Annotated in this window: 18 protein-coding genes and 2 tRNA genes; 9 read left to right on the forward strand and 11 right to left on the reverse strand. The window is 61.9% G+C overall.

Annotated elements, in window-relative coordinates; all coding sequences use genetic code 11:
- Nucleotides 1-31 precede the first annotated feature (31 nt).
- Nucleotides 32-1,570 (forward strand): MFS transporter, encoded by a 1,539-nt coding sequence (locus ACPWR9_RS20665; protein WP_426300634.1) that lies wholly within the window; start codon nucleotides 32-34, stop codon nucleotides 1,568-1,570.
- A 188-nt stretch (nucleotides 1,571-1,758) separates the two neighbouring features.
- The gene (gene fabV, locus ACPWR9_RS20670; RefSeq protein ID WP_426300151.1) at nucleotides 1,759-2,952 is read left to right on the forward strand and encodes an enoyl-ACP reductase FabV; all 1,194 of its coding nucleotides are present in this window, start codon (nucleotides 1,759-1,761) and stop codon (nucleotides 2,950-2,952) included.
- 65 nt (nucleotides 2,953-3,017) lie between these two features.
- On the opposite strand, the gene ACPWR9_RS20675 is transcribed toward fabV, so the two are convergent.
- The 4 genes from ACPWR9_RS20675 to ACPWR9_RS20690 all read right to left on the reverse strand — a co-directional run bounded on the left by ACPWR9_RS20675 (nucleotide 3,018) and on the right by ACPWR9_RS20690 (nucleotide 8,570).
- The gene (locus ACPWR9_RS20675; protein WP_426300153.1) at nucleotides 3,018-4,202 is read right to left on the reverse strand and encodes a DUF72 domain-containing protein; all 1,185 of its coding nucleotides are present in this window, start codon (nucleotides 4,200-4,202) and stop codon (nucleotides 3,018-3,020) included.
- A gap of 57 nt (nucleotides 4,203-4,259) precedes the next feature.
- Nucleotides 4,260-5,477, reverse strand: coding sequence for a class I SAM-dependent methyltransferase (locus ACPWR9_RS20680; protein ID WP_426300155.1), 1,218 nt, complete (start codon nucleotides 5,475-5,477; stop codon nucleotides 4,260-4,262).
- Between the two features lie 114 nt (nucleotides 5,478-5,591).
- Nucleotides 5,592-6,239, reverse strand: coding sequence for a pyridoxamine 5'-phosphate oxidase (gene pdxH / locus ACPWR9_RS20685; protein WP_426300157.1), 648 nt, complete (start codon nucleotides 6,237-6,239; stop codon nucleotides 5,592-5,594).
- Nucleotides 6,240-6,503: 264 nt separating this feature from the next.
- The gene (locus ACPWR9_RS20690) at nucleotides 6,504-8,570 is read right to left on the reverse strand and encodes an AsmA family protein (RefSeq protein ID WP_426335149.1); all 2,067 of its coding nucleotides are present in this window, start codon (nucleotides 8,568-8,570) and stop codon (nucleotides 6,504-6,506) included.
- A gap of 19 nt (nucleotides 8,571-8,589) precedes the next feature.
- On the opposite strand from ACPWR9_RS20690, the gene tcdA reads away from it, so the two are divergent.
- The gene (gene tcdA, locus ACPWR9_RS20695) at nucleotides 8,590-9,447 is read left to right on the forward strand and encodes a tRNA cyclic N6-threonylcarbamoyladenosine(37) synthase TcdA (RefSeq protein WP_426300636.1); all 858 of its coding nucleotides are present in this window, start codon (nucleotides 8,590-8,592) and stop codon (nucleotides 9,445-9,447) included.
- A gap of 205 nt (nucleotides 9,448-9,652) precedes the next feature.
- On the opposite strand, the gene ACPWR9_RS20700 is transcribed toward tcdA, so the two are convergent.
- Nucleotides 9,653-11,305, reverse strand: coding sequence for an AMP-binding protein (locus ACPWR9_RS20700; RefSeq protein ID WP_426300161.1), 1,653 nt, complete (start codon nucleotides 11,303-11,305; stop codon nucleotides 9,653-9,655).
- A 418-nt stretch (nucleotides 11,306-11,723) separates the two neighbouring features.
- Between ACPWR9_RS20700 and ACPWR9_RS20705 the strand changes: the two genes are divergently transcribed.
- Nucleotides 11,724-11,800 (forward strand) — tRNA-Arg (locus ACPWR9_RS20705).
- A gap of 121 nt (nucleotides 11,801-11,921) precedes the next feature.
- Nucleotides 11,922-11,998 (forward strand) — tRNA-Arg (locus tag ACPWR9_RS20710).
- A 374-nt stretch (nucleotides 11,999-12,372) separates the two neighbouring features.
- Here ACPWR9_RS20710 and ACPWR9_RS20715 read toward each other — a convergent pair.
- From ACPWR9_RS20715 to ACPWR9_RS20730, 4 genes are all read right to left on the reverse strand, one after another.
- Nucleotides 12,373-13,470 (reverse strand): type IV toxin-antitoxin system AbiEi family antitoxin, encoded by a 1,098-nt coding sequence (locus ACPWR9_RS20715; protein WP_426300163.1) that lies wholly within the window; start codon nucleotides 13,468-13,470, stop codon nucleotides 12,373-12,375.
- A 137-nt stretch (nucleotides 13,471-13,607) separates the two neighbouring features.
- A complete protein-coding gene (locus ACPWR9_RS20720) occupies nucleotides 13,608-15,056 on the reverse strand; it encodes an efflux transporter outer membrane subunit (protein ID WP_426300165.1) in 1,449 nt (482 codons plus the stop codon).
- A 2-nt stretch (nucleotides 15,057-15,058) separates the two neighbouring features.
- Nucleotides 15,059-16,681 (reverse strand): MDR family MFS transporter, encoded by a 1,623-nt coding sequence (locus ACPWR9_RS20725; RefSeq protein WP_426300167.1) that lies wholly within the window; start codon nucleotides 16,679-16,681, stop codon nucleotides 15,059-15,061.
- Entirely contained in the window at nucleotides 16,638-17,990 is a 1,353-nt protein-coding gene (locus tag ACPWR9_RS20730) for an HlyD family secretion protein (protein ID WP_426300169.1), read from the reverse strand. Before ACPWR9_RS20730 ends, ACPWR9_RS20725 begins: the two co-directional genes overlap by 44 nt.
- Before the next feature lie 104 nt (nucleotides 17,991-18,094).
- Between ACPWR9_RS20730 and ACPWR9_RS20735 the strand changes: the two genes are divergently transcribed.
- Nucleotides 18,095-18,850: a CerR family C-terminal domain-containing protein gene (locus ACPWR9_RS20735; protein ID WP_426300171.1), complete on the forward strand. Its 756-nt coding sequence runs from the start codon at nucleotides 18,095-18,097 to the stop codon at nucleotides 18,848-18,850.
- Between the two features lie 93 nt (nucleotides 18,851-18,943).
- On the opposite strand, the gene ACPWR9_RS20740 is transcribed toward ACPWR9_RS20735, so the two are convergent.
- A complete protein-coding gene (locus ACPWR9_RS20740) occupies nucleotides 18,944-20,392 on the reverse strand; it encodes an amino acid permease (RefSeq protein WP_426300173.1) in 1,449 nt (482 codons plus the stop codon).
- A 209-nt stretch (nucleotides 20,393-20,601) separates the two neighbouring features.
- Nucleotides 20,602-21,690, reverse strand: a complete 1,089-nt coding sequence (locus tag ACPWR9_RS20745; RefSeq protein WP_426300175.1) for a porin — start codon at nucleotides 21,688-21,690, stop codon at nucleotides 20,602-20,604.
- 73 nt (nucleotides 21,691-21,763) lie between these two features.
- Here ACPWR9_RS20745 and ACPWR9_RS20750 point away from each other — a divergent pair, with 73 nt between their 5' ends.
- The 3 genes from ACPWR9_RS20750 to ACPWR9_RS20760 all read left to right on the forward strand — a co-directional run bounded on the left by ACPWR9_RS20750 (nucleotide 21,764) and on the right by ACPWR9_RS20760 (nucleotide 23,849).
- Nucleotides 21,764-21,991 (forward strand): hypothetical protein, encoded by a 228-nt coding sequence (locus ACPWR9_RS20750; RefSeq protein WP_426300177.1) that lies wholly within the window; start codon nucleotides 21,764-21,766, stop codon nucleotides 21,989-21,991.
- Between the two features lie 12 nt (nucleotides 21,992-22,003).
- Entirely contained in the window at nucleotides 22,004-22,477 is a 474-nt protein-coding gene (locus tag ACPWR9_RS20755) for an Lrp/AsnC family transcriptional regulator (RefSeq protein ID WP_150681610.1), read from the forward strand.
- A 184-nt stretch (nucleotides 22,478-22,661) separates the two neighbouring features.
- Complete coding sequence (locus ACPWR9_RS20760) at nucleotides 22,662-23,849, forward strand: alpha-hydroxy acid oxidase (protein WP_426300179.1); 1,188 nt, start codon at nucleotides 22,662-22,664, stop codon at nucleotides 23,847-23,849.
- Nucleotides 23,850-24,027 lie beyond the last annotated feature (178 nt).

The following is a 24,027-nucleotide window of genomic DNA, read 5'->3' on the forward strand; positions in this document are numbered from 1 at the left end:
CCCCCTGCCTTTTCGCGATGCGTTGATGGCCATGATTGGCATCGCGCTCGTCAACATGCTGGTCGCTCTCGACCAGACCGTTGTCAGTACTGCCCTCCCGTCCATCGTCGCCGAACTCAAGGGTTTCGAGTATTACGCCTGGATCGCCAGCATTTATCTGCTCGCGTCCGTCGTGACCGTGCCGGTTTTCGGGCGACTCGGCGATTACTTCGGCCGCCGCCAGTTCGTGATCGCCTCGGTGGTGACGTTCACTGCGGCCTCCGTGCTATGCGGACTGGCCCCCAACATGCCGTTCCTCATCTTCGCGCGAGCGCTGCAAGGGCTCGGCGGGGGCATGATGGTCGGCACGGCGTTCGCCTCGGTCCCCGATCTCTTTCCCGACGCCCGCTCGCGCGTACGCTGGCAGGTGGTGATCACCACGGCCTACGGCATCGGCACAGCGGCTGGCCCGTCGCTGGGCGGCTTGCTCTCCGAGCACTTCGGCTGGCGCTCGACGTTCTTCATCAACCTGCCGGTCGGCCTCGCCGCGCTGTATTTCGTCTGGCGCTACCTGCCGAAATTCCCGCCTGCCCATAAGGGCGACGTGCGCGTGGACTGGCGCGGCGCGCTCTTGATCGCAATTGTGCTGGGCGGTTTTCAGGTGTTCATCGAGAACGTCCCGGCACACGGGGCGTCGCTCACTAACGTGCTGCTGATCGCGGCAGTGGCCGTCGGCTTTTGGGTGCTGCTGCGTACCGAACGTCGCGCCACGCATCCGATCGTGCCGCTCGATATGTTCCGGCACCCGCAACTGGTGGTGCTCTTCACGCTGTCGGTGTTGATCGGCTTCGTGATGTATTCGTTGATCTTCTTCGCGCCGTTGCTCCTGCAAGGCGGCTTCGGTCTAAGCCCGCAAACCGCAGGGCTGATCGCTACGCCAATCGCGGCCTGTATCGCGCTGGGCAGCTTTATCAACACGCCGATCGTGGTGCGCCTGTCGCGCCCGACCAATATGCTGATCCTCGGCTTCTGCCTGTTGGCCGTTGCCTCGGCTGGCGTGGGGCTGGCTCACCGTGAAACGTCGCACGCCGTGCTGGCATTGATGATGGCGTTTGCGGGCATCGGTATCGGGTTCATCCTGAACAACATGAACGTGTTCGGTCAGGAGATTGCCGGTCGCGAGCGCTTTGGCATTACCACCGCGCTGCTCCAGTCGACGCGGATGGTCGGCGGCATGCTCGGCACGACTATCGTCGGCACGCTCGTGAATCATTGGTATTCGAGTGGTGTCGCCGGTGCCGTGAGTGCTTTCGATGGCACCCCGGCGTCGCACGCGGTGGCCCGTGCGCTCGATCCGCGCATTCTGATCGACCCGGCACTACGCGGCGATTTGCTGACCGATCTTCGCGCCATGGGCATCGACGGCATGCCGCTGGTCGAAACCGCCCGCCAGACGCTGGTCAGTGCTGTGCACGCTGGCGTGCTGCTTACCGGTGTGGCGGCCATCGTCGCCGCGCTGCTGGTGCGCCGTATCCGTCAGATTCAGTTTCCGAAGCGGCTCGACCGCTCGGTGGTCGTCGCCCCCGAATAAGGCGGTAAACCTCCGGATTCGTCCGAGAGCACCCCAGTCACGGACTGAAAACCAAAGCGTCCCCGAGCGAAATGGCGGCCAAAACACCGGGGACGTGCCGACCTCGTTTACAATGCGCGGTGTTCGCCGGGTGAGTCGTGTTTTCGACCGGCCCTACGGCATTACCGAATTTTGTGAACGAGGTTTCCATGATCATCAAGCCACGCGTGCGCGGCTTCATCTGCGTCACCACTCATCCCGTCGGCTGCGAAGCCAACGTCAAGCAACAGATCGAGTACGTGAAGGCCCAAGGCCCGATCGCCAACGGCCCGAAAAAGGTGCTGGTGCTCGGCGCATCGACGGGTTACGGCCTGGCCGCGCGCATTACGGCCGCCTTCGGCTGCGACGCCGCAACGCTCGGCGTGTTCTTCGAGCGTGCGGGTTCCGAAACGAAGCCGGCAACGCCGGGCTGGTACAACACCGCCGCCTTCGACAAGTTCGCCACCGAAAAGGGGCTGTACGCGAAGAGCATCAACGGCGATGCGTTCTCCAAGGACATCAAGGCCAAGACCATCGAGACGATCAAGAACGATCTCGGACAGGTCGATCTGGTCGTCTACAGCCTGGCCGCACCGCGCCGCATCCACCCGGAAACCGGGCAGGTGTTCAACTCGGTGCTCAAGCCGATCGGGCAATCGGTGACGCTGCGCGGTATCGACACCGATAAGGAAGTGGTCAAGGAGTCGGTGCTCGAACCGGCAACGCAGGAAGAAATCGACAACACCGTGGCCGTCATGGGCGGCGAAGACTGGCAACTGTGGATCGACGCGCTGGCCGAAGCCGGTGTGCTCGCCCCGGGTGCCAAGACGACGGCGTTCACGTACCTCGGCGAAAAGATTACGCACGACATCTACTGGAACGGCTCGATCGGTGCCGCCAAGAAGGATCTCGACGACAAGGTGCTGAACATTCGCGCCAAGCTCGCCGCCAACGGTGGCGACGCCCGCGTGGCCGTGCTCAAAGCACTGGTGACGCAAGCTAGCTCGGCCATCCCGATGATGCCGCTGTACCTGTCGCTGCTGTTCAAGGTGATGAAGGCGAAGGGCACGCACGAAGGCTGTATCGAACAGATCTACGGCCTGTATAAGGACAGCCTGTATAGCACCTCGCCGTTGCTCGATGAAGACGGCCGCGTGCGTACGGATCAGAAGGAACTGTCGCCGGAAGTGCAGTTGGAAGTCATGGCGCTGTGGGACAAGGTGACCAACGACAATCTGTACGAACTGACGGACTTCGCGGGCTACAAGCAGGAATTCCTGCGCCTGTTCGGTTTCGAGATCGACGGCGTGGACTACGAAGCCGACGTGAATCCGGACGTGGCCATCCCGCATCTGGTTGCGTAAGAAGCCGGGCGCGTAAGCTTCAATCGGTGGTCTGACGAGGGCCTGACGCCAGCCAATGTGCTGGGTCAGGCCCTTGGCGTTTGTGCGTAAGGCATCGACAACTCGGTAATTCTCTCGGCCAACGCCAGACACGACAGCGGCGACGAGCCTTCCGCCTTGTTGTTGACGATCACGTAGACCGGATGACCGGCGAGGGCGTAGTGCGTGGCCAGTGCCGCGAGCACGTCGCGTGTCGTGGGGTCAGGATCGACGATCTTGTCGAACGGTGCGTACTTCGCCTTGGCTTGCTCGTAACGATGGCCGCTATTCAGATTCCAACGCACGACTAGCGGTCCGGCACCTGCCTCATCGAGCATCGCAAGGGCCGCCGCCTGACGCTCGACATGTGGCATTCGGGCGTGCAGGCCGATGCAGTAGCGCACCCCCAACTGACCTAACGCGCGCATGAGTCGAGGCGTGAGCAACGCGCCGTCACGAATCTCCAGTGCGTAGCAGGGACCGGGGATCACACGGCCATCGTCGGCTGAATTTCCCGTGTCCGACTTCGCAGGGAACGAGGGGAGCGGCGGCAATGCCGCAAAGAACGCTTCGATACGCTGCACCAGTGCCGGAATGTCGCGCAGCAGGTCGGCGGGCAGCGGCGACATTTGAAATACCAGCACACCGGCCTTCGCACCCAGCCCCGTCAGACATGGGGTGACAAACTGCTCCTCGGCGATGCGCGCATCGAGAAAGCAGGGGTTCGACGAGAGCCCTTCGCCTTTCTCGCCACGCACGACCGCGTCGGTCACCACACTCGGGGCTTTCACCAGAAACCGGAAGTGCTCGGGCACCTGCTCGGCGTACTTCTGATACTCGACGATCGTCATTGGCTTATAGAACGACCGGTCGATGCCGACGCAGCGCAGTACCGGATGGCTGGCGTATGCGGTGAGCCCTTGGCGCGAGAGTTTGGTGTCGCTGTAGTCGTCGTCCCAGACGATGCCCTTCCATCCGGGAAACGACCACGACGACGTCCCCAGCCGAATACTGCCCGGCAGGGTGTTGCCCAGTGTCTGGAGAGAAGGGGAGATGCCCGCCGCACCGACACCGCCACGACGGGCGTTGCCCGCGCGGCGGCCGGTGCTATCGGTGGCGTCGGCGGCAGGGGCGCCACCTGCGGCAAGTGGGGGCTTGCCGTCGACCTGACGGGTGCGCCCGCCTGGCGCAGCGTCGTCAGGCGGAGCCCCAAACAGATCGAACTGACTCATGAGTGCATTGAGATGGCGTCGGAAGACGCCATTAAAACACGTGACAGGGGTGACGCATTACCGCGCCGCGCCCTCGTACATATAGTTACGCGACCACGGCAATCCCTTCGCCGGTTGCCCCGCTTTGCGGCACACCACCTGATAGATCGACACGTGATCGTGCTCGAACGCGTACGCACAGCCCGCGAGATACACACGCCACACGCGGAAACGCTCTTCGCCCGCGAGTTCGCGCAGACGCGGCGCATGTGCCTCGAAGCGTTCCGACCACAGCGAGAGCGTGCGTGCATAGTGACGGCGCAGACTCTCGACGTCGCTCGCTTCGAGTCCGCCGCGCTGCATGGACTCCAGCGCCAGGCTGATGTGCGGCAGCTCGCCGTTCGGGAACACGTACTTGTCGATGAATTCGCCGCCGCCCATGGCGGTTTCACCACTGTCCGGGTCGGTCGACGTGATGCCGTGATTCATCGCGATGCCGTCGTCCTTGAGCAGCGAGGCCATCTTCGCGAAGTAATCCTTGAGGTTCTTGCGGCCCACGTGTTCGAACATCCCCACGCTGGTGATGCGATCGAACTGGCCTTCGACGTCGCGGTAATCCTGAATGCGAATCTCGATCTGGTCTTCGAGGCCCGCCTGCTTCACACGCTGCGTCGCCAGATCGTACTGATTCTGCGAGAGCGTGACGCCGATGCACTTCGCGCCGAACTTCTTTGCGGCGCGAATCACGAGCGCTCCCCACCCGCAGCCGATATCGAGCAACGTCTGCCCGGGCTGCAACTGAATCTTTGTGAGGATGTGATCGATCTTCTTTTCCTGCGCCGTATCGAGGTCTTCGTCGCCGTTCTCGAAGTAGGCACACGAATAGACCATGTTCTTGTCCAGCCAGAGCTGGTAGAACTCGTTCGATACGTCGTAGTGATATTCGATCGAGCGCTTGTCCGACTGCTTTGTGTGATTGAAGTGGCGCGTGATTCGACCGAGTGGCCCGATCGCCGTGAGACTGCTGCCGGCGAGCGCGTAGCTCATGTCGATGACGTCGGCGAGCTTGCCTTCGACGTCGATTTCGCCCTTCACATACGCCTCGCCAAGATTGTCGAGGCTGGGGGTGAGCAAGCGCGTCATGGCCGCGGGGCCATTCACGCGCAACGTCACACTAGGGTTGTCGAAAGCACCGAAATCATAGTGCTGCCCGTTCCAGAGCGCGAGGCGGATCGGCAGGTTGGAGGAAGTCTTGACGCCGCTGACCCAGCTTTCGAGTTTTTTCTCCCACAACATGGATGTGCTCCAAGTGTCACCAAAAAAACTTTAAGTCCGTACCGCACGGCGCGGCGACGTCTCCTCGTCAAACGGGCGGGCAGGCGTACCGCGTCGGCCAAGCCGATGCGTGGGTCAGGGTGAGAGGCGCGCCACGCGCCACGACCCATCGGCAAGCCGGAAATACTTGATGCGATCATGCAGGCGCGACACGCGGCCCTGCCAGAATTCGATGCTCTCGGGGTTGAGGCGGTAGCCGCCCCAGTGCGGCGGGCGCGGCGGCGCGTCGCCGAACTGGCGCCGGAAATCCGCTTCACGCTGCTCGATGATGCTGCGATCGGCCACTTCGGCGCTTTGCACCGAGGCCCATGCCCCCAGCCGTGAACCGACGGGACGCGAGTGATAGTACGCGTCGCTTTCGGCTTCGCTCACCTTCTCGACGCGTCCCTCGATGCGCACCTGACGCTCGAGTTCGATCCAGTGAAACAGCAGACAGCCGTACGGCGTCGCGGCCAGTTCTTGGCCTTTGCGCGATTCGTAATTCGTGAAGAAGGTGAAGCCGCGTTCGTCGGCGCCTTTGATCAGCACGATGCGTGCGTCGGGGCGGCCGTCCGGCGTGACCGTGGCGAGCGTCATCGCATTGGGCTCGGGCAGCTCTGCTGCGAGGGCTTGCTCAAACCAGCGTTGGAATTGGTCGAGCGGACTGGCGGCGACGTCGGCTTCGGACAACGAGCCGAGGGCGTAGTTTTTGCGCAGGTCCGCGAGTGATGGCGTCTGGGTCACGACGATCGTTGTCGGTCAAATGCGGTTGGGGGTTGCGACACAGTATAGCGAAGAGTCGCCGAATGTGCGCACGTGGCGATTTGTCGCATCGCACACGCGTCATCGCGCCGAATGCCCCGTGATACGGGCATTACGCGCCATGTGCTTGATATTTAAGGAGTGAAGTATCTCGGCGGCATCGGGCGATGCCGCCGCGTCGAGGCGATGGCGGGCGCCGCAAATCCCTGAGACTGGCATGGGATTTGCGGACGCCCGCTTGAGTGCTTAGGGTGCCTCGCGATCGGCGCCGAACGTGGGCGCCGTGCCGCGGCCGGCGGGAGCGTTGCGTGGCGCGTTACCGGCCGAAGCCTTGCCGGTCGCATCCGGCACCGCCTTGACCGCGCCCGGGTTCCGGCTGGCCGGCCGTTGCAGATTGGCGAGGAGCTCGCCGCACGGGCTGTCCTTGCCCGGGCCGAGTTCGAGCAGCGGCACGAGCGCGGTGTACGGGGCGAGCACGCCTAACGCGATGGCCCCGCCTGCGCGGGCAACTAGCGTCGGCACATTCACGCCCACGTCCGGCTTCTTGAACGTGCCCTTCACATATAAGGGGGAGCGCAAAGAGAGGAGGCCGAAGTGTTTCGGCTCGGGGCGGATCGTCAGATTGAAATGCTCTCGCTTGAGATCGACCTGACCGGTTACGCCGATGCTGGTGTCGTCGGTATCGATCACGAAGGTGCGTGCGTCCATGACACCGTCGCGCACGGCAAAGTCAGCGGCCGCGCAGCGCATCTCGATCTGCTTGTCGCCGAAGAGCTTGGTGATCACGATATTGCCGACGTTCAAGCCAAGGTACTGAAGCAGCAATTTGCTCACCGAGCCGCGATCGATCAGCGTCTTGATCTCGCCGTTCGACGACCCGGCGAGTGCGGCGATGGAATTCCCGGTAGCGGTGAGTGCGGCGTCGCCGTTGACTTCGCCCACGCTTGTCTTCATCAGATCGACGTCAGGCAGCAACTGCTTCATCTTCAAATGCCGCAACGACACTTGCGAGTCGACCTTCATCGGCTCGGCTTGGCCGTTGAGCACCAGATTCGACGTGATGCGTCCGCCTGCCACACCGAACTCCAGCGGCTTGAGCGAGAGCACGCCATCGTCGAGCACCACGTGCGTGACGAGATTGTCGATCGGCAGACTCTTGTCCTTGATGATCTTGCGGCCGGTGAATTGCACGTCGGCATCGATGGCGCGCCAGCGATCCGTCTTGAACGGGTCGACCGGCAGCACCTTATCGGATGGCGGCGCTTTCGGTTTGCCCGAAAGATCGCTGCCCCCCGACGGGTTCTGACCGCCAATCACCGGGCCGAGATCGACCAGCCGTAACTGATTCGAGACCACGGCGCCTTGCAGAATGTTGCGCGGCTCGCGTTGACGGAACACGAGCGTGCCCGACAGATCGCTCTGGCCGACCTTGCCCTGAAAGCGTTCATAACGCCAGACGCCCGCCGTATGCAGCAAATGGCCGTTGGTCTCGTAGGAGGGTGTTTCGGGCAGCAACACGCCGGTAATCGGGTACAGGTCGGCCATCGTCGGGCCGGCCAGTCGCAGATGCATGTCGAGCGCCGAGAGCGTCGCGGGGTTCGTGAAGGTGCCGCGCGCGGCAATCTGCGTGCGGCCGATGCGTACGCTGGCATCGAGCGGGTAGGGGTCTCCGGAGTCTTCGAGCGAGAGCACGTCGCCCCCGCGCGCCTTGCCGGTCACGGCGGCTTTTCGGAATGTGCCTTTGAGGGTTACGCCAATGCCATACGGCGCTTGTCCGTCGATCGTGGCGACGTTGGCCGTCAGGTCGAGTTGTTGCGGCACGATGTTGGCGCGAATCACGCCGTCTTCGAGAATGAGGCGCCCAATACGAAACTTCCACGGCGAGGGCTCGCCGTTGCTCTTGGTGAAGGTCCAGTTGTTTTGGCCGTCGGCCCGCTCTTCGACGAGAATCTTGGGTGCGGAGAGCGTGACTTCGGGCAGGACGATGCGTTTGTCGAGCAGCGGCAGCCATTCGAGCGAGAACGTGAGGCGGCCGAGCGAGATCATGTTCGGCGTGTCGCTCCACGCGACATTGCCTAACACGATATCATTCGCGATCAGGCGAGGCCGCGGCAGCCAGCGCCCCAGCCCTGGGGCCTGTGCGTTCGGGGCGAGCCAGTGCAGTGACAAGTCGCCTCGAATCTCGAACGGCCGGCCGGTCGCGGTGCTCACTTCCCGGTTGATCCAGGGCCGGGCGTAGTTCCAGTCAAACCACGTGATGAACGCCGCGAATGCCAGCACGATGGCGACCAATGTCATCGCCAGCCATTTCAAGGACGTTATCCATCGCATCATGAACAGTACCCCGTCGATCGTTGTTGCTCCGATGTCTGCTACGCCATCGGAGGAAGATTTTGACGCGAACCGCCGTTTCGGCGGCATCGCGCGTTTATACGGTGACGACGGTCTCGCGCGCCTGCGGGAGGCGCACGTCGCCGTCATCGGCATCGGTGGCGTTGGCTCGTGGGTGGCGGAGGCCCTGGCGCGTAGCGCCGTGGGGCGGCTCACCCTTATCGATCTCGATAACGTCGCCGAAAGCAATACCAATCGTCAGGTGCACGCACTCGATGGCAACTATGGAAAGCCGAAAGTCGCCGCGATGGCCGAGCGCATTCTGGCCATCAATCCTGCCTGCCAAGTTACGCTGATCGAGGACTTTGTGGAACTGGAGAACCTCGACACGATGCTCGGCGGCGGCTTCGACTGGATCATCGATGCCATCGACAGCGTGCGGGTAAAGACGGCGCTCATCGCGTGGTGCGTTGCGCACAAGCAGCGTCTTGTCACCGTCGGCGGGGCCGGCGGTCAGATCGATCCGACACGCATTCGTATCGACGATCTCGCTCGCACGATTCAGGACCCGCTGCTTGCGAAAGTGCGTGCGCAATTACGCAAGCAACATGGTTTTGTCCGTGGTCCGAAAGCCAAGTTCAACGTGCCGGCGGTGTACTCCGACGAGCCTTTGCAGTACCCCGAAGCGGTTTGTGCACCGGGTGAAGCGCCTGAATTGGCCGATGCGGCTGCCGGGCCTCAGGGGCTCAATTGCGCGGGTTTCGGCTCGAGCATGTGTGTCACAGCGACATTCGGCATGGCGGCTGCCGCGCACGTTCTGAAGCAAATGACGATGCGTGCCCCGCGAGCACGCACCTGACGTGCCTGTTGTTGTACCAAGTCACGCGTGCCACGTCTGTAACCAAAAGTTACCAATGCGTGCGGTAGTCGGTCTTCGCGCGGACATCGTGGGGAAATAGAAAACGGCCGGGATCACCGGCCGTTTTCTATGGGGGATGCGTTTTACGGTGCGATCTCTCGAAGTTCGTCACGCAGGACGAGAGAGTGCCGCACCCTTCAGTGCATTAGCGAAGTTCGCGACGCAGCACTTTGCCCACGGGCGTCTTGGGCAATTCTTTGCGGAACTCGATGACGTGCGGCACCTTGTAGTTCGTGAGGTGCTGACGGCAGAAGTCGATCACGATTTGTTCGGTCAGGTCGGGCGACTTCTTGACGATCACCGCCTTGACGGCTTCGCCGGTGCGCTCGCTCGGGACGCCGACGACGGCTGATTCGAGCACACCCGGGCACATCGCGAGCACGCCTTCCACTTCGTTCGGATACACGTTGAAGCCCGAGACGATGATCATGTCCTTCTTGCGATCGGTGATCCGCACGTAGCCTTGCTCGTCCATCGTGCCGATGTCGCCGGTGCGCAGCCAGCCGTCGGGGGTGATGGTCTTGGCGGTTTCGTCGTCGCGGTGCCAGTAGCCCTTCATGACTTGCGGCCCACGTACGCAGATCTCGCCTTCCTGACCGAAGCCGAGCGCTTCGTTCGCGTCGTTGCGAATGCTCACCTCGGTCGACGAAATCGGCAGCCCGATCGAGCCGTTGAACTCGCTGCCCAGTGGGTTAATGCAAACAGCGGGCGACGTCTCGGTGAGGCCGTACGCTTCGATGAGCGGATGGCCGGTCACTTTCTGCCAGCGGTCGGCTACGGCACGCTGCACGGCGGCACCGCCACCGAGCGCGCACTTCAGGGCGCTGAAGTCGAGCTTGTCGAACCCGGGGGTATTGAGAAGACCGTTGAAGAGGGTGTTCACGCCCGTCATGAACGTGAACTTCCACTTGCCCAGTTCCTTCACGAAGCCCGGCATGTCGCGCGGGTTGGTGATGAGGAGGTTGAGTGCGCCCAGTTGCAGGAACACGAGGCAGTTCGCAGTCAGACAGAAGATGTGATACAGCGGCAGGGCCGTGACGATGATCTCCTTGCCTTCTTCAAGGCCGGAGCCGATCCAGGCGCGCGCTTGCAGCATATTGGCGATCATGTTGCCGTGCGTGAGCATCGCGCCCTTGGCCACGCCGGTGGTGCCGCCGGTGTATTGCAGGAAGGCGATGTCGTCGTGATCGAGTTGCACGTCGTTCAGCTTGGCGCGCGCGCCTTGCAAGAGGGCGTCGCGAAACGACACGGCGTGCGGGATGCTCCACGCGGGCACCATCTTCTTCACGTGGCGCACCACGTAGTTCACGATCCAGCGCTTCGGGGCGGGCACGAGGTCGCCGATGGCGGTCGTGATGACGTGTTTGACGGGCGTATTCGGCAGCGCTTTTTGCAGCGTGGCGGCGAAGTTCTCGATGACGACGATGGCGGCGCAGCCAGCGTCTTTGAGTTGGTGTTCGAGCTCACCGGCGGTGTAGAGCGGGTTCACGTTCACGACGACCATGCCTGCGCGCAGAATGCCGAACACGGCCACTGGGTATTGCAGCAGGTTGGGCGACATGATCGCGACGCGCGAGCCGCGTTCGAGACCAGGCAGGCTTTGGAGGTAGGCGGCAAAGTCGCGCGACTTTTTCTCGAGGTCGGCGAACGTCATCGTTACGCCGAGGTTCGAGAACGAGGGGCGATTTGCAAACTTCTGGCAGCTTTGTAGAAACAGGTCGTTCAGCGAACGATATGCGTTGACGTCGATCTCGGCCGGCACGCCGGGCGGATAGCTCTTGAGCCAGACTTTTTCCATGAGCGCCTCCTTGAATATGGTTTTTATCGCATCGGCGCTTACGGGGGAAGGGGGTATCCCGAATCGCCGTGCCTGTTTTGAATGTCGACGCGCGAAATGGTGCGCTGCCCGATGTCCCCTTGGGGGACTGTGCTCGGTGGCCACATGCAATTTGAGCGCAATGAACGCAGAAAAAGCGGCGTCGCAAAAAGCCGTAGGATACCGTGCCGTTTGCGCACGTAGCACAGGGAAACCCATGATTTGGCGCGGGTTTGCGTGGAGTAATTGTTCTAGCGGCAAACACTTGCCAGTGGAGGCGATTCCGCGCTAATCCCGCATGGAATGCGCGGTGAGGCGGCGAAATCCGGGATATGACAAAAGAATTGCAAAAAACACTTGCGTGGCGGGTTGGTTTCTTACATAATTCTGTTCTCACAGCGCGGCTGTAGCTCAGTTGGATAGAGTACTTGGCTACGAACCAAGGGGTCGTGGGTTCGAATCCTGCCAGCCGCGCCACTTATTTCGAGGGTCTCCTCACGGAGACCCTTAGTTTTTCGGGAGTGACTTTCCCAGTGACGCGTCGGATGTTTTGCATCTGGCCCGCGTTGATGAGAAAGGTAACTCGCGTGCAGTACGTGCGGCTGTAGCTCAGTTGGATAGAGTACTTGGCTACGAACCAAGGGGTCGTGGGTTCGAATCCTGCCAGCCGCGCCAACCTAGTTGGCAGAAACGCTCCAGAGGCGAAAGCTTCTGGAGCGTTTTTCTTTTGTGCGTCGGAAATGCTGTTACGCGTCTTGCCATACCCCGTCAGTGCTATGCCATTGGTGGTTGGGCGCTCAAGCCATTCATCATCTGGCGAACAAGCCTGTCGCAATGCGGGTATCCATCGTCCCGTTCAACAATATGCGACAACATCGCACCGACGAATCGGTCGCGAAGGTTCGCGTCGTTCAACCAATCTTCTAATTTGGTAGTGCAGGAGAATGTCTCGTGCAGTCGCCCCTGCCACAAACCACTCGATACCGAGCGTTGCTGCGACGCGGGCTACGCGACAGAGCATCGCATGCTGGTTGGCAGGCAGGGCGTGCTTAAGTCCAATCGAAACCATGGGTTGTTTCCATCGCGTTGCGCAGGGATCGTGCCGCTTCGCGATTGCGCGGCTCTCTCGTTCTCATCAAGTCCGCATAGACAAGAGGCGCGGGCGCAATGTTTCGACGGATATCGTCTATGGGGCCGATATCGTCGAAATCCCAAAATGCGTCGATGACTTCCAGAGTGCCGTTCGGGTCGGCTCGCAATCTGTGATGGGCTGCCAGATCCTTCAAAAGCAATTGGCGAGCGTTTGGCTTGACGCATAGCGTCTGTGCTTCTGGACGCAGTTCTCCAAATACCTTGCTGACAGCGACTTCCCCGCTCCATTTCGCCCACTCCTTTACGTCGTAGTGAGTCCACCAGTCGGGCGTTGCGAGCGAGAAGCGCTGCGATTGGAGTTTTGGGTAAATCCGCTGCGGATATCCCATCACCCACTCGTCGAGCAGTACCGGTGCAGCCAGCAAACGACGGCCGTATTTGGGGTCGTCTTCGCTAATGATGTGCTGCGCACGCCAGCTATCGAAAGTGCCTGCGACGGAGCCGACTGAGACGCCGGCAGCGTTCGCGATATCCCGATACGGCTGATTGAGAACGCTAGGGCGCCGCATGACGGCAAACATGATTCTTAGCGCGGCGGAAGACGTGGCCTTCGCGCGGGTATGCTTTGCGTCCCACGAGAGCGGCGAACTTGCTGAGGGCCGACGTCCAATGATTTGAACGTAAAAGCCGTCGATAAAAAGGTGTGCATTCCCCGCCAGGTCAACGAATTGCAAGTGGTGTTCAACGCAGATTTCTGCCAGTCCGCGGCTTAGCTGAGGTGTCACGAGCAACCCGGGTTGTTCGCTATCCGTCGTCACGGTTTCCACGATGGCATTTCGGATCGACGTCGAGTTCAACTTGTCCGGCCGGACGTTCGCCAAATAGCAGATTCTCTGCGCTCCGACTTGCAGTGTGAGTGCGATGCGATCGCCGAAGACCGGGCGCGTTTCGGCGATCGTGACATCGACGTGAAGTACATCGTTGAGTGCACTGATGGCGGCCTCGACGAGACCCGGGCCGGATGCTTCGCTGGCGTCAGTGCGACGATTGCTCATGTTTTTCACCGTGCTCACTCATGACCCTATGGAATCTCACGGCAATCTAGCACTGATATTCGGCTTGTTCAATAAATTATTTTGTTCAAAATTAATGAACATAAAAATATTTTGAACAGATCGAGGTGATCGCGAGCTCACCCCACCTGCCAACCCAATCCCAACGCCTTTTGCAGCGTCACGAACGACTTGAGCAGCTGCGCGTCACCTGCAATGCGGTCTTGTTCGGCGGAGAAGCGCGTACGTTCCGCGTCTAGCCAGTCGAGTGTGCTGGCCGTCCCTGCGCGATAGCGTTGACGCGTGAGCGTCGCGGCGCGCGTGGCCGAGGCTTCCACGCTGCGCAGTCGGTACACATTCTCGCGCTGGTGTCCGTAACGGCTGAGTGCCACATCGGCATCGCGAAGCGCGGTGAGCACTGCGCTCTCATACTTCGCCTGCGCCTGATCGCGCCCGGCCTTCGCGCCGTCGACATCCGCCTGCACACGGCCGAAGTCGAGCACGTTCCATTGCAGACGTGGCAGCGCCAGCCAACTGAAGTTCTCTTTTCGCACCAGATGACCGGGGTCGAGCGCCGAGTAGCCCAGTTCACCCATGATCGAAAGCTTCGGGAACCAGTTCGCCGTCTGCACGCCGATCTGTGCGTTCTGCGACGCCAACCGGCGTTCCGCCGCGCGAATATCCGGGCGCGCTTGCAGCAGCGCCGTCGGGTCGCCGATCGCCACCTTGGCAGGCACGCTCGGCAAGCCTTTGGCGCGCTTGAGCTCCGCATCGAGTGCCCCCGGCGCACGGCCGGTGAGCAACGCCAGTTGATCGAGCGATTCGATGACGTCGGCCTCCAGCGGCAACACCCGCGACTGCGTCTGCTCCACTTGCGTCACCAATCGCTCGACATCGAGCTCCGACGCCACGCCGCCCGCGCGCCGTTGACGCGTGAGGTCGAGCATTTCGCCTTCGATCTGCGCCGAGTCGCGCACCAGTGCCAGTCGCGCCTGTTGATCGCGCAAGGCGACGTACGTTTGTGCCACTTCCGCAGCCAATTGCACATGCGCATCGGCAAGGTCTTCCGACGCCGCGTCGGCATCGGCGCTTGCCGCTTCTACAGCCCGGCGTGTGCCGCCGAACAGATCGACCTCCCAACTGGCATCGAACCCCGCCATATAGAGATCGAGCGGCCCGCGCCCGCTGGACGCGCTGCCGCCATTGTCGCTGTTGCCGCCGAGCAAACTCAAATCCGGCGAACGAGTGCGCAGCATCGTCACATCCACGGTGCCCTTCGGCATCAGGTCCGCTTCGTGGCTGCGCAAGCTCGCGCGCGACTGACGCACCTTCGCCTTTGCCGCGCGAATATCCGGGCTGTGGGCCAGGGCGTCGTCGATGAGCGCGGTGAGTTGTGCGTCGTCGAGCGCCGTCCACCAGCGTGCGACGCCCGGCGTGTGCGCTTCGACGCCGCTACCCGCGTGCGGATAGGCGCCGGTGCGCATCGCGTCGCCAGCCACCTCGGGCGCGCCGTGATAATCGGGGCCCACCGTGCAGCCCGCAACGAGAAGTGCCGAGGCGACGGCCAATGTTCGCAAATAGAGAGTCATGATTAGTGCCCGCCGGAACTGAAACCCGCGGGTTGCTTGAGCAACAGGGCAAGCGGCACGCATAACAGCAGCGCAATACCCAGTGCGTAGAAGGTCTCGGAAAACGTGATGACGCTGGCTTGCTGCGCAATCTGCGCCGCGAGTTGCGCGGTGGCCTGTAGCTGCGCATGGGCCATATCGCCCGTCTGCGCAAAGAAGCCAGCCGCGTTCGCCGCCAAGTGTTCTTGTCCCAGCGAACTGTTAGCGGTGATCGTCTCGCGCAACATGGCGTCGTGATAGTCGGTGCGGCGGTCGATCAGCGTGCCGAGCAACGCCAGCCCCACCGAGCCACCGAGGTTGCGCGCCATGTTGTAGAGCCCGGCGGCGTCGCCCGCGTCTTGCGCGTCTACAGCCGCCATCGACGCCTGATTGAGCGGCATCATCGCGAGCATCTGTCCCACACCGCGCAGCAACTGCGACACCGTGAAGTCATGACCCACGCTCTGCGCCGTCAGGTCGATATCGAGCATGCAACTCCCGAAGAAGCAGAGCAGCCCCAGAATCACCAGAAAGCGGATATCGACGCGGCTAATCAGGCGCGGCAGGAACGGCATCATCAAAAATGCAGGCAGCCCCGAGAGCAGCATGATGTTGCCCGACTGCTGCGCGTTGTAACCCGCAATGGTCGCGAGAAACTGCGGCAACAGATACGACACGCCATAAAGCCCCGCGCCCACCGTGAACACGATGTAGATCACGCTCGCGTAGTTCTTGTTACGCAGCAGCGAGAGCTTGACGATGGGCTTCTCCGCGGTGAATTGCGCGACGAGCATCATGCCGATGCCGACCGCCGAGAGGATCGACAGCCAGATGATCATGTGCGAATCGAACCACCGTTCACGTTGCCCTTCTTCAAGCACCACCGTGAGCGAGCTCAGGCCGATGGTCAGGCCGACAATCCCTAGCCAATCGGCTTTGACGAACGCATGCAGATTGGTCGGCTCGCGCTTGAGTCCGAGCATGAGCAGCGAGACGATGGCCACCGAAATCGGCAGGTTCAGGAAGAAGCACCAGCGCCAGTTCGCGTTCTCGGTGAGCCAGCCGCCGACCACGGGGCCGAGCAACGGTCCGAGCAACACGATCAGGCCGAACATCGCCATGCCCACGGCCATCTGATGGCGTGGCAAGCGTGTGCGAATGATCATCTGCGCAGTCGGAATCATGGCGCCACCGGCAAAGCCCTGACCGATACGCCCGATCACCATCTCCGGAAGACTGCTGGAGATGCCGCACATCATCGAGAAGATGGTGAAGAACACCGCGTTGAGCGTCAGAAAACGTCGCAGACCCAGCACGCGCGTGAGCCACGCCGCGAGCGGAATCATGACGATTTCCGACATCAGGTAGCCGGTCGAGATCCACGTGCCTTCGGTGCCTGAAGCGCCGATCTGCCCTTGAATCTGCGGCAACGCCGAGTTGGTGATCGAGATGTCGAGCGTGGCGAGCAACGCGCCCATCGCACCGGCGGCGACCGCAATCCAGTCGGACGCAGAGGCGTTGCGTGGCGCGGCGGCGCTTGCAGGTGCCGCAAGCGTATGCGCTTCAGCCACGCTGCACCCCGGTGCCATTGCTTGCAGGCGCGGCATGACCGGTCGCGTTCGTTGCCGGTCCGACGGTGCTGTTCAGCGGCGCGCTCAGCGCCAGCGTTGCACCCGAGCCGGACGACGGCAACGCTTGCGCAGCCTTTGCCGGGGCCGCACCGGCATTGTCCTTACGCTCATGCGTATCGACATCGGCCGTCACCGACAAGCCCGGCAGCAGCACGGTGCGCAGCGACTCGGGCACATCCAGACGAATGCGCACTGGCACGCGTTGCACGATCTTCGTGAAGTTGCCGGTCGCGTTCTGCGCGGGCAGCAGGGCGAACTGTGCCCCCGTCCCCGGCGAGAGCGAATCGACCACACCGTGAATCGGCTCGCCGGGCAGGGCATCGACATGCACCGTCACCGGCTGGCCGGGGCGCATATGGCCGACCTGCGTTTCCTTGAAGTTCGCCGTCAGGTAGACGTTTTGCACCGGAACGACGGTCAGCAAACGCGTACCGGGCTGCGCGAACTGGCCGACGCGCACTGCGCGGTCGCCCACGCGTCCGGCGAGTGTGCTCTTCACCACGGTATCGCCCAGATCCAGTTCTGCCTTGCGTGCACTGGCTTGCGCGACCGACAACTGCGCCTTCGCCTGAGCGAGTGCTGCGGTAAGCGTGTCGGTCTGGCGCACGCTTGCATCGACACTGGCTGCATTGCTCTTGAGCGTGGCGTCCGCACGCGTGCTGGCGTTACGCAATTCGGCCAGACGCTCGTCCGTTTCCGCACCGGTGGCCACGAGCGGGGCGTAGCGCTTGACCTGTCCGGCCGAGTAAGCGGCATTCGCGCGGGCACTCTCCAGTTCGGCACGCGTTTGGGCGATGTTGGCGGCGTGCTGGCTCAACTCGGCCTGCGCGCGCGCCACGTCGGCTTCGCGTGCCGCCACGGTTGCCTGCGCTTCGTCGTACGCGGCCTGATACTGACGGCCATCAAGGCGCACCAGCGGCTGACCCACCGTCACGGTTTCGTTGTCGCGCACGAGGACTTCCGTCACATAGCCGCCGACCTTCGGGGCGACGGTCATGCTGTCGGCTTGCAGATAGGCGTCGTCGGTCGACTCGATGAAGCGTCCGACGAACCACCAATGCGTGCCCCAGCCGAGCGCGGCGATCAGCGCCAACGCGCCCGCGCCGAGGGCGAGCTTCTTGCGGCGAGGGTTGCCGGGGGCTTTGGGGGCGGGGCGGTGAGTGGCGTCCGGGGCGGCCGACGGCGATGCGGTGCCCGGTGCTGTCTTCGCCTCTTCGGGCTGACGCGTGGCCGTATCGATCGACTCTGCCGACGTTTCGAGTCGGGCCTGCGCTGCGGTAGACATTAGGAAAACTCCTCAAATTATTCCATTTGGCAGAATTATTCCAGTTGATCGATTTATGTCAAGTGTTATATTTTTGACGAAAGTTTTGGCAAGCAAGGAGCTTCATGGCACGGACACAACCGCAGACACAACGCGCGCCCCGCGCGGCAGCCCGCCCGCGACATGCGGTCGACACGGGTTACCAACGTGGGGAGGAGACGCGTGCGCGCATCATCCTCGCCGCGATCAAGTGCTTCGGCGAGCATGGTTTTGCGGGCGCGTCGACGCGCGACATTGCCAACGAGGCGGGGGTGAATGCCCCGGCGTTGCAGTACTACTTCGACAACAAAGAGGGCGTGTACACGGCGTGCGTCGAGTACATCGTCGAGTTGGTGTGGAAGCAGTTGGGGGACGCCGTGATAGCGGCCGAGGCGGTGCTGGCCGAGGCGTCGGCGACCGACAAGCGGTTGATCGACGCGTTTTGCGCGTTACAGAACCAAAAGGCGGGTTTTCTCGATGACGTGCCGCAGATCGATGGCTGGCACATGTTCATGGCGCGCGAACAAGCGGGGCTGGGTCCGGATGCTGGCTTTAAGGTGTTTCACGAGCGTTTGTCACAACGCATCGCGGGGGTCACCGGCGGCATTGTGGCGCGCCTTTGCGGCACGTCGACGGACGACGAACTGACCCGCATGCGCGCTGTGTGTATTAGCACCACAGGGATGGCGTTCCGAGTGATGGGCCGCTCGGTCAATTGCTCGATGGGGTGGGCGGACGAAGACCCTGAGCGCAATCGCCGGATTCGGGCCGTGATTGTCGAACAAACGCGCGACATGCTGGAGCTACTGGTGAAGCGGCGCGACAAAAAGACGGCCGCATAACGCAGACAGCGGTGCGCAGGTTGCGAACTGAATCGTGCATCACGGGGGCGCCACATGGCGCCCCCTCTGTATTTCAACTGACCTCTTAAGCGGTCACGGTTGCGTGACGGCGTGCGCTTCTCCCTCACCATCGCGCTTGCGATACCAGAGGAAATACACCAGCAGCACCACGGCCACAAACGGCACACCGAAGAGCATGGTCATTCGGAATACGCCGGTAAAGAGCGTGGTCACCATCACTGCGGCCATGAGCGCCGCGCCCAGCAGCGTGAGCCACGGAAAGCCCCACATGCGAAACGCGAGCGGCGCGTGATCGCCGCGTTGCCATGCGCGTCGGAAGAAGAAGTGGGTGACGAAGATCATCATCCACGTGAGCATCGCGCCGAACATCGAGATCGCCATCATGAATGTGAACGACGACTCGGGGTAGAGGAAGTTCACGAGCGTGGCGAGCGCAATCCCGACCGTCGAGAGCATGAGTGCCGCAAACGGCACACCGCGCTTGTTGACCTCCCCGAAGCGCGTGGGCGCGTAACCGGCGCGCGAGAGCGAGAACATCATGCGCGTGGTGATGTAGAGCTGGCTGTTCATCGACGAGAGGGCTGCGATAAGCACCACGAAGTTGATGACGCCCGCTGCGCCCGGAATGTTGATGGCCTGCATCACCTTCACGAACGGGCTTTCGTCGTGACCTGCCGCGGTCCACGGCACGATGGCAAGCATGAGCGCTAGCGTGAGCAGATAGAACAACACGAGGCGCACCACCGTCGAGCGAAACGCGCGCGTAACGGCGCGCTCCGGGTGCTCCGCTTCCCCGGCAGCCACGGCGATCATCTCGATGGACAGATAGCTGAAGATCGAGATGATCACAGCCACCCACATGCCCCACAAACCTTTCGGAAAGAAGCCGCCATGCGCGGTGTAGTTTGCGAAACCAGCGGGCGAGTGATCGGCGTTGACCACTGAACCCGGTGCGATGAACACCACATACGCGCCAATCATGATGAACGCGACGATGGCCGCGATCTTGATGAGCGAGAACCCGTATTCGATGGCACCGAACAGGTTCACCGACATGGCGTTCACCAACACTAGCGCGCCAGAAAATCCGGCCACCCAGTACCAGCCCGGCACCTGCGGGAACCAGTACTTCATATAGACGGCGATGGCGCTGACTTCTGTGCCCACGGCGAGCACGATGCACGACCAATAGGCGTAGCGCACGAGAAACCCGGCCCACGGGCCGATGTAGTGCTCGGCGTACGCACCGAACGATCCCGACGTCGGGTGTGCGACCGTCATCTCGGCGAGACACCCCATGAGCATCAGCGCGATAAACGCGCCGATCGCATACGAGAGCAACACGCTGGGTCCGGCAAAACCGATGGCGAAGCCGCTGCCGAGAAAGAGGCCGGTACCCACCGCACCGCCGATGGCAATCATGGCCATTTGGCTGGCAGTCAGCGAGCGCCGCAGACCTTGTTCGCGACGCGTGATGTGAGCGAAGTTACGGGGAGACGGGGGCAGGGGGGAGCGCGCCATGACACACCTCTTGGGGCACCGTCGGCATGAGGCGGCACCCACATGAAAACCGCATTGCTTGTGATCGCCCATTCGCGCATGTGTGCCGAATGGACCCGGCCGCCCCGGCCGAAACCGGGGCGGGTCAAACCACTGCAAAAAGGGAGCGACGAAAACGCGTGGCGGGACTTAACCGCATCCCCCGCCGCATTTCGCTTGGGAGATCCGCCTTAGAAGATGTGGCGGATACCCGTGGCTACGCCCACTTGGGTCGAGTTACCCGGCAGTTCGACGCGAGCGGCGCCGCTGACCTTGTTGTAATCGACCGTGCCGTAGACTTGCGTGCGCTTGGACAGCGCGTACTCGGCGAGCAGCACGTAGGTGTAACGACGACCCGAACCGGCATCGCCCGCTTGGGCGTTGATGTTCTTGATGTCGTCGAAGTAGGCGGCGCCCGTGATCGCGAGGTTCGGCATGGCCTGAATGGTCGTGCCGAGGTAGAACGTCATGTCCTTGCGCGGGTTGTCGTTCAGGTTGCCCGTGGTGACGGTTTGCGACGGATCGTTGAGCGTGCTGTCGAGCCAGCCGCTGCGGTCGCGACCGCCCATGTAGCCGACGAACACCTTGGAGATCGAGACGCTGTAGATACCGCCCAGGCCCCACATCTGCTGCACACGCTTGGCGGCATCACGCGCTTGTTGATACGTACCGGCGATCTGGAACGGCCCCATCGCATACGAAGCGCGGGTGCCCCAGTAGTTGCTGGCGGCCATCGTGCCCGCCGTATTGCCGAAGCCATACGTCGCACCTACCGACAGACCACCGAACGTGCCGGCGTAGCTCACGGCGTTGTCCACGCGGCCGCGCGTGATGTTGTACATCCACGAGTTGTTCGCGTAGTTGCCGATCGTGAGCGGGTCGAAGTCGCCGTAGACGTTGAACGCCTCGGTCGCCTGACGGCCGATCTTGATGGTGCCGTATTGGTTTTGCAGGCCGACGAAGGCGTAGCGATCGAACATACGCGGACCGTTGGCGAGCGTGCCGTTCTGCGGGTTGATCCCCGATTCCAGTTGGAAGATCGCCTTCGTGCCGCCGCCGAGGTCTTCCGTGCCCTTGAAGCCGAAGCGGCTGTTGGTCACGGCGCCGTTGGCGACTTGCCACAGGGCGTCGTTGTTGGCATTGGCGTTGGTTTGGTAGCGAACGCTCTGGTCGACGATCCCGTAGAGGGTGACAGAGCTTTGGGCGGCGGCGGTGGTGCTGAAAGCCAGGCCGCAAGCGGCCGAAACAATGGCCAGACTGGCCGGAATTGCAGACTTCATGGGTCTCCTTTTTAGTCTTTTGGACATCTTGCTAATTGTCGAAACTGGCCCGCTACTCCTTCCGATATAGGAGATGACGGACTCTCTTTTGCACGACAACGGCGACGACCGGGACGACCCTCTGCTGGCCCTTGAGCGGATGCGCAACGCGAGCAAACGCCTGATGTTCGGCCAAAACATCACGGGCTCCCGGCCGAAAGCCGAGAGCTATCATATCAACGCAAAAATTGAATTTGCTTGCTATTTATGCTGGCGAACTGGCGGGGAGTCGAAGCTTCTGCCAAAATCCTGCAAAACTTGATGGATTCTGCCAATGAACCTCGACCTTGCCGATCTGCGCATCCTGCGCCATCTGGAACTCAATGGCCGCATCTCCAACCAGGAGCTGGCCGATGCCGTGGGTTTATCGCCATCGGCATGCCTGCGCCGGGTCAAATTGCTTGAAGACCGTGGGGTGATTTCCGGATACCGCTGTATCGTGGACGCACAGCATATCGGGCTGGAGTTCGAAGCGCTAGTGCAAATTACATTGCGTCCGGACGTCGATCAGTGGCATGAAAAGTTTCTCGCTTGCGTGCAGAACTGGCCTGAAGTCGTTACCGCGAGAATTGTCACCGGTTCAGCGAATTACATCTTGACGGTAAGAGCGCGCAACCTCGCGCATTATTCCGACTTCATCGTCAACGAGCTGTACAGAGCGCCTGCTGTCATGTCGATCCAGTCGAACATTGTGCTCAAGACAATTAAGAACACGCAGTCACTTGTCGATCTCGTCAAGTCGAAATAAAACAATAGAACATATTAACTATCTGCAATTTTCGCAATAATCGCTTCACGACCAGATTTGAGTCGATGATTAGTCGATTTTCAATTGGTTGGTGGGGTGTTTATCCAGCACTTCTCGGGTTCTTCCCAAACGAAGTGGCACGTCGATCTTTGAATCGGCGCTACCAAAACTAAAGAGACGCAGCATGGCAGTGATCACCACCATCGAGGACTTGCGGGTTCTCGCTCAGCAGCGCGTACCGCGCATGTTCTACGAGTATGTCGATTCCGGTTCGTGGACCGAGTCGACGTACCGGGCCAACGCCGAGGACTTCGGCAAGATTGGCCTCCGTCAGCGGGTGGCGGTCAATATCGAGCATCGCAGCACGCGCACGACGATGCTGGGCACCGACGTGGCGATGCCGGTGGCGTTGGCACCCACGGGCATGACGGGCATGCAGCATGCCGATGGCGAGATTCTGGCGGCCAAGGCGGCCGAAGCGTTCGGCGTGCCGTTCACACTCTCCACGGTGTCGATCTGCTCGATCGAGGACGTTGCGGCGCACACCAAGGCGCCGTTCTGGTTCCAGTTGTATGTGATGCGCGATCGCGACTTCATCGAGCGCTTGATCGACCGGGCGAAGGCGGCGGGTTGTGCTGCGCTGATGGTGACGATGGATCTGCAAATCAGCGGTCAGCGCCATCGTGACATCAAGAACGGGCTGTCGGCGCCGCCGAAGCTCACGTTGCCGAACATCGTGAACATGATGACCAAGCCGCGTTGGTGCATGGGCATGTTGGGCACGAAGCGCCGCACGTTCGGCAACATCGTGGGTCATGCGAAAGGGGTGGACGACATCGGTTCACTCGCCGCGTGGTCGGCGGCGCAGTTCGATCCGTGTTTGTCATGGGACGACGTCGAGTGGCTCAAGAAGCGCTGGGGCGGCAAGCTGATCCTCAAGGGTGTGCTCGATCCTGAAGATGCGCGCGCGGCACGCGACACCGGAGCTGATGCGATTGTGGTGAGCAACCACGGCGGGCGTCAGTTGGACGGCACGATGTCGACGATTCGCGCGTTGCCCGACATTGTGGCGGCCGTGGGGCGCGACACGGAGGTCTGGCTCGACGGCGGCATCCGTTCGGGGCAGGACGTCATCAAGGCGGTGGCGTTGGGGGCGAAGGGCACGCTGATCGGACGCCCGTTCTTGTATGGTTTGGGCGCGATGGGCGAAGCGGGCGTGCGCCGTGCGTTGGAGGTTATCCAGAAGGAAATGGACGTGACGATGGCACTCACCGGCCGCACGACCGTAGACCGTCTCGATCCGTCGATGCTCCTGCCGGGCAGCTACCCGACCGGCCTTGGGCCGTATCTGGCGGAGCCGGGGCGGGAGTAGAGAGTCTACCGGCGGCGACAGCCAGTGATGCCGATGAAAGCCGCAGCGAGTCGCTGCGGCTTTTTCGTTTGACGATTAAGGTCTTTCCGATAAGTGCTCGGAGGTCTTCAAAAGGCGTTTGTGTGGGGCGATCATGTGCACACCCAACCACTAATCGAACGTATTTTGATGCGCACCA

The sequence above is a fragment of the Pandoraea pneumonica genome (genome assembly GCF_049918595.1).
Classification (GTDB): domain Bacteria; phylum Pseudomonadota; class Gammaproteobacteria; order Burkholderiales; family Burkholderiaceae; genus Pandoraea; species Pandoraea pneumonica_A.

What these genes read in the sequence shown, in the direction of transcription:
- ACPWR9_RS20665 (WP_426300634.1), top strand. Translation starts at nt 32, where the DNA reads ATGATTGGCATCGCGCTCGTCAACATGCTGGTCGCTCTCGACCAGACC.
- fabV (WP_426300151.1), top strand. Translation starts at nt 1,759, where the DNA reads ATGATCATCAAGCCACGCGTGCGCGGCTTCATCTGCGTCACCACTCAT.
- ACPWR9_RS20675 (WP_426300153.1), bottom strand. Translation starts at nt 4,202, where the DNA reads ATGAGTCAGTTCGATCTGTTTGGGGCTCCGCCTGACGACGCTGCGCCA.
- ACPWR9_RS20680 (WP_426300155.1), bottom strand. Translation starts at nt 5,477, where the DNA reads ATGTTGTGGGAGAAAAAACTCGAAAGCTGGGTCAGCGGCGTCAAGACT.
- tcdA (WP_426300636.1), top strand. Translation starts at nt 8,590, where the DNA reads ATGAACAGTACCCCGTCGATCGTTGTTGCTCCGATGTCTGCTACGCCA.
- ACPWR9_RS20700 (WP_426300161.1), bottom strand. Translation starts at nt 11,305, where the DNA reads ATGGAAAAAGTCTGGCTCAAGAGCTATCCGCCCGGCGTGCCGGCCGAG.
- ACPWR9_RS20715 (WP_426300163.1), bottom strand. Translation starts at nt 13,470, where the DNA reads ATGAGCAATCGTCGCACTGACGCCAGCGAAGCATCCGGCCCGGGTCTC.
- ACPWR9_RS20720 (WP_426300165.1), bottom strand. Translation starts at nt 15,056, where the DNA reads ATGACTCTCTATTTGCGAACATTGGCCGTCGCCTCGGCACTTCTCGTT.
- ACPWR9_RS20725 (WP_426300167.1), bottom strand. Translation starts at nt 16,681, where the DNA reads ATGCCGCGCCTGCAAGCAATGGCACCGGGGTGCAGCGTGGCTGAAGCG.
- ACPWR9_RS20730 (WP_426300169.1), bottom strand. Translation starts at nt 17,990, where the DNA reads ATGTCTACCGCAGCGCAGGCCCGACTCGAAACGTCGGCAGAGTCGATC.
- ACPWR9_RS20735 (WP_426300171.1), top strand. Translation starts at nt 18,095, where the DNA reads ATGGCACGGACACAACCGCAGACACAACGCGCGCCCCGCGCGGCAGCC.
- ACPWR9_RS20740 (WP_426300173.1), bottom strand. Translation starts at nt 20,392, where the DNA reads ATGGCGCGCTCCCCCCTGCCCCCGTCTCCCCGTAACTTCGCTCACATC.
- ACPWR9_RS20745 (WP_426300175.1), bottom strand. Translation starts at nt 21,690, where the DNA reads ATGAAGTCTGCAATTCCGGCCAGTCTGGCCATTGTTTCGGCCGCTTGC.
- ACPWR9_RS20750 (WP_426300177.1), top strand. Translation starts at nt 21,764, where the DNA reads ATGACGGACTCTCTTTTGCACGACAACGGCGACGACCGGGACGACCCT.
- ACPWR9_RS20755 (WP_150681610.1), top strand. Translation starts at nt 22,004, where the DNA reads ATGAACCTCGACCTTGCCGATCTGCGCATCCTGCGCCATCTGGAACTC.
- ACPWR9_RS20760 (WP_426300179.1), top strand. Translation starts at nt 22,662, where the DNA reads ATGGCAGTGATCACCACCATCGAGGACTTGCGGGTTCTCGCTCAGCAG.